Raw genomic sequence first — 4777 nt, 5'->3', positions numbered from 1 at the left:
ACCGCGCCGCCGCAACGACCCGTGTGGGTCGGCGATTTCTGGGACATGTTCGGCGCAGGTCATCTGCTTGAGCTCAAAAACCTCAAAGCCATCGCCGAATACCGCCACCACAACGCCCTACCGGTCACCCCAGCCTGGATGCGAGATACCCAATTGGACCGGAACGAGACGGACGGCATCTGATAATGAGGACTACGACACCACCGACGGTCAGCCTGATCGACGTTGCAACCTACCTGCCTGAAAACCGCGTTCCCGCAGAGTATTACGCTCAGTTCGCCGAATCGGATGACCTGCGTGACAGCCCAATGTTCGCGCCCCCTGAGTACCGCCACCACGCGGCGTTAGATGAGTCCAACGTCGACATGATCGAGCGGGCCACCGCAGGGTTGGTTGCCCGCCACGGGCCTGAGGTGCTGGAAGACGTGGACGTGCTGCTCACGCATTGCCAGATGCCCGACCTGCCCATTGTCGGTGCGGGCGGTGAAGTCGCACACCGGCTTGGCATGACCCCTCGGTGGATCATCGACGTCCACAACAGCGGCTGTGCCTCGTTCGTGTACATGCTCGACCTTGCCCGCCTGCTGCTTTGCTCCGGCGCCGGCCGTAGCGCGCTGATCGCGAACGCGGCAAACGCCGCCGGCAAGGTCTTTGAGCAGGAACAAGTCCGCAAACTCGCCCAGGCGTCGGTTCCCGGCGACGGGGCAGCCGTTGGCCTCGTCACGGTGTCGGATCGCTCCCCGATACTCGACACCGAATGCCGCTTTTTCGGTCAAAACGCCGTCGACATGACCCTGGAGACCGACCCGCCACGCCAGTGGTGGCAGGCCGGGCCAGGGGAAGGCCACGTCGGCTTCAACGAGGCCAAGATCATGAAGGTGCTCTCCCGCGGCAACCGTCAGGTGCCCGGCGTCGTGCACGCTGTATGCGACCGAATCGGCGTGAAACCGAATGACCTCGACCTGCTTGTCACCAATCAGCCCAATCGGCTGCTCCTGCGCAACTGGGCCGAGGCGCTCGAGCTTCCCCGCGAGCGTCACCGCGACACGTTCCACCAGTGCGGCAACCTGTTCGCCATCGGTATACCCGTCAACTTCGAGGCCGCTATCAATGACGGCCAAATCAACGCGGGTGACATCGTGATGATGGCAGGGTTCGCGAACGCGGGGGACTTCGCCGGTGCCGCCGCGATCCGGTGGGGCGGGAGGCCCTAATGACAGTAGTTCTGCAAACGCACGGGACAACGGGTGGGACCCGAATCAATATCGGCTGCCGCGCATCGACGCGGGCAGTTCTGACCACAGTGGGGAGTTTGTCATGACGTTGCCAACCCAGGAGTCCGCGAATTTGGCTGATGTGACCGAAGAGATCATCTCGATGCTTCGGGCCGAAGCGGGAGTTGCGAATCTCACGGCCGATTCCACCCTGCAGGACGGGGGACTTGATTCCCTCAAGGTCATGTCGCTTGTCCTCAAGATCGAAACGCGCTACGACATCGAGCTGGACGCCGACGATGCCGAAGAGCTGCGCACGGTCGGTGATCTTGGCCGGTTGGTGGTGCGTCTTATCGAGAAGCGGCGATGAAAGGCGCCCCCGCCGTCCGTCCGCAGTACGAGACGCTCAATGAGATGCTCGCCGCAGCCGCACAAAGCAGTGTGAGTCTGTTCTTCGTGAACCGCAACGAGGAAGAACAACAAGTCCCGATGGCTCACGTGCGGGAGAAGGCGATGTCGATTGCCGCGGATCTGTTGGCGCGCGGTGTGGACAAGGGCGATCGCGTGGCGCTGGTGTTGCCGACCTGTCCGGAGTTTGCGGAGTGCTTCTTCGGTGTGCTATGCGCGGGCGCTATCCCGGTACCGCTGTATCCGCCGGTCCGACTCGGGAAGCTCGACGAGTATCACCGCAGGACGGCCGCGATGCTGCAGGCAGCAGACGCGGCCCTGGTCGTCACCGACGAACGCATCCGTCGCCTGCTCGGAGTCGCCGTGCGGAACGCAGCCCCTCGGCTGGGCTGTGTGACAGCGTCCGGCCTCGGTGGCACCGAGGCGGGTGAGGTTACGGTGGCTGCCGATGACATCGCGTTGATCCAATTCTCCTCAGGCACCACCCACGATCCCAAGCCGGTGGCGCTCACGCACGAGAATCTGCTGTTCAACCTCGCCGCGATCGCGAGCTACTTTGGCGAGGAAGTAACGCGCGATCTGGTGGGCGTCACGTGGCTGCCGCTTTATCACGACATGGGATTGATCGGAAATCTGCTGTCGGCGTTCTATCTTCCAGCTCCGCTGGTGCTGCTACCACCGGAGCTATTCCTCGCAAAACCTGCGACGTGGCTGCGGGCCTTCTCACGACACCGCGGCACCGTCTCGTCGGCGCCCAACTTCGCGTTCGGCCTGTGTGTCAATCGGATTCGTGACGAGGAACTCGACGGCGTCGACCTGTCCTCGTGGAGGGTGTGTCTCAATGGCGCGGAGGCGGTCAGCGCCTCGCTACAGCGGCAATTCAGCGAGCGGTTCGGGCACTGGGGCTTTGACGCCTCGTCCCTCACACCGTGCTACGGAATGGCGGAGGCCTCGCTGGCCGTGACGTTCAAACCGGCCCGCACCTCGTTCAAGACACTTGGTGTGGACGCCGATAGCCTGGCCGCCGCCGGTGTCGTCGAGCCGGGCAGCAAAGAGCTGGTAAGCGTGGGCCGTCCGCTGGCAGGGGTTGAGGTAGAGATCCGCGATGACGAATCACTACCCGCGCCGCCCGATCAGGCCGGCCGAGTCTTCGTCCGGGGCCCTAGCATCATGGCCGGCTATTTCGGCCGCTGCGATCTAACCGATCAGGTGCTTCACGACGGCTGGCTCGACACCGGAGACCTTGGCTTCGTTCACGACGGTGAGCTCTTCATGTGCGGACGGAGCAAGGACATCGTGATCATTCGGGGTGCCAACCACGCGCCGCAGGATTTCGAGGCGGCGCTCGAGGAACTGCCGGGCGTCCGCACTGGATGTGCGGTGGCCGTGGGCTTCGTTCCTGCCGGCGAGGAGGAAGAGGCGCTGGCGATGCTTGTCGAAACCACCCCAGACGCCCCACCCAGCTTGGCGAGCGATGTGGCGTCACGGGTTTGGCAGCGCACCGGCATCCTGGCGGCCCACGTGGAGCTGCTGGCACCAGGTACGTTGCCTCGGACCTCCAGCGGAAAAATGCGCCGACGCGAGGCGCGCGCACAGTGGCAGGCAGGCACGCTGTCGCCGCCGAAGAAGGTCTCTGCGATGCGGCTGGTGCTGCACTCGGCCAAAGGGCAACTCTCTCATGCACTCGCCATGCACTCCCGGCTCACCGCAAACAAGCGGACGGTTGATCAATCACGCCAAAGTTGATCAGCATCCAGTAGTACGTCACTGAACTGGCTCGCGCGCGACTCGATGGGCCGAGCACTGGCCGCTAAACGCCCAGGCTGTGGCCGATGAGATCCTTCATGATCTCGGTCGTGCCGCCGTAGATGGTCTGCACTCGGGCGTCGAGGTATGCCCTTGCGATGGGGTATTCGCGCATGTAGCCGTAGCCGCCGTGCAATTGCAGGCAGCGGTCGACCAGCCGGACGTATGCCTCGGTCGCATACCATTTGGCCATCGCGGCCTGCTCGGCGGTGAGCTTCTCATCGAGGTGCAGCCGGATGAACTCATCGATCATGATCCGCACCGCGGTTGCCTCCGTCGCCAACTCGGCGAGTACGAAGCGGCTGTTCTGGAAGCTGCCGACCGGCTGGCCAAAAGCCTTACGCTCCTTAGCGTATTCCAGCGTCATCTCCAACGACGTCTCCATCGCAGCCGCCGACATCAGCGCGATAGAGAGCCGCTCCTGCGGCAGGTTCTGCATAAGGTAGAAGACGCCCTTCCCTACCTTGCCGAGCAGATTCGCCGACGGCACCCGCACATCGTTGAACGACAACTCCGCAGTGTCCTGTGCGTCCATACCGATCTTGTCCAGCTTGCGACCGCGTTCGAACCCTTCCATCCCCCGCTCCACGACCAGCAAGGAGAATCCCAACGCACCCTTGCCGGGATTGGTCTGCGCGACCACGATTACTAGATCGGCGTTGATCCCGTTGGTGATGAACGTCTTGGCGCCGTTGAGCACCCAGTCGTCGCCGTCCTTGACCGCCCGGGTGTTGATGCCCAGCAGGTCGCTTCCGGCACCCGGTTCGGTCATCGCGATCGCTGTGATCAGCTCGCCGGTGCAGAACTTCGGCAGCCAGCGCTCCTTTTGCTCCTCGGTAGCCAACCGGATCAGATAGGGCGCGACGATATCGTTGTGCAGTGCGAAACCGATCCCGCTGAACCGGCCAGCGGTGGTCTCCTCGGTGACGATCGTGTTGTAGCGAAAGTCCGGATTGCCACCGCCGCCGTACTCCTCGGGCACCGCCGTGCCCAAAAAGCCCTGCTTGCCGGCTTCGAGCCAGACGCCGCGGTCGACAATCTTGTCCTTCTCCCACTGTTCGTGGTACGGCGCGACATGTCTTTGGAGGAACGACCGGTATGACTCGCGGAACAGCTCGTGCTCCGGCTCGAAAAGCGTGCGGTCGTACATTACAGCACGCATGGCGGTGGCCTCCGGCGAGCGTGTTTTGACAGGGGGGGTTGGCAGCTGGCGCGGCGGCGGAAGTAGCCCGCCGGGTCGATGGCTGCCGACGCCGCGCGCCAGAGCCCGAGCGTCGAGCTGGGTGCTGTCGGGGTCATTGTGGTTATTGTCGTCGACGTCGGTTGGCTTGGCGGCGACGTCATTTTCG

General features: G+C 63.6%; 4 protein-coding genes and 1 pseudogene. 4 read left to right on the top strand and 1 reads right to left on the bottom strand.

The features are described from left to right. From VE759_RS09120 to VE759_RS09105, 4 genes and pseudogenes are all read left to right on the top strand, one after another. Nucleotides 1-183, top strand: a pseudogene (locus tag VE759_RS09120) (hypothetical protein); the annotation flags it as partial. 2 nt (nt 184-185) lie between these two features. Then, a complete protein-coding gene (locus VE759_RS09115; protein ID WP_324930665.1) occupies nt 186-1214 on the top strand; it encodes a 3-oxoacyl-ACP synthase III family protein in 1029 nt (342 codons plus the stop codon). 103 nt (nt 1215-1317) lie between these two features. Then, complete coding sequence (locus tag VE759_RS09110) at nt 1318-1584, top strand: acyl carrier protein (protein WP_324930662.1); 267 nt, start codon at nt 1318-1320, stop codon at nt 1582-1584. Further along, nucleotides 1581-3368, top strand: a complete 1788-nt coding sequence (locus VE759_RS09105) for an AMP-binding protein (protein ID WP_324930659.1) — start codon at nt 1581-1583, stop codon at nt 3366-3368. Before VE759_RS09110 ends, VE759_RS09105 begins: the two co-directional genes overlap by 4 nt. A 64-nt stretch (nt 3369-3432) precedes the next feature. Here VE759_RS09105 and VE759_RS09100 read toward each other — a convergent pair whose 3' ends face one another. Next, nucleotides 3433-4590: an acyl-CoA dehydrogenase family protein gene (locus tag VE759_RS09100; protein ID WP_324930656.1), complete on the bottom strand. Its 1158-nt coding sequence runs from the start codon at nt 4588-4590 to the stop codon at nt 3433-3435. Nucleotides 4591-4777: the final 187 nt, after the last annotated feature.

Origin of the sequence: Mycobacterium sp. (assembly GCF_035640695.1) — a bacterium.
GTDB lineage: Bacteria > Actinomycetota > Actinomycetes > Mycobacteriales > Mycobacteriaceae > Mycobacterium.
The sequence above is the reverse complement of the archived record's forward strand: the minus strand, read 5'-3'. Positions and strand labels throughout refer to the sequence as shown.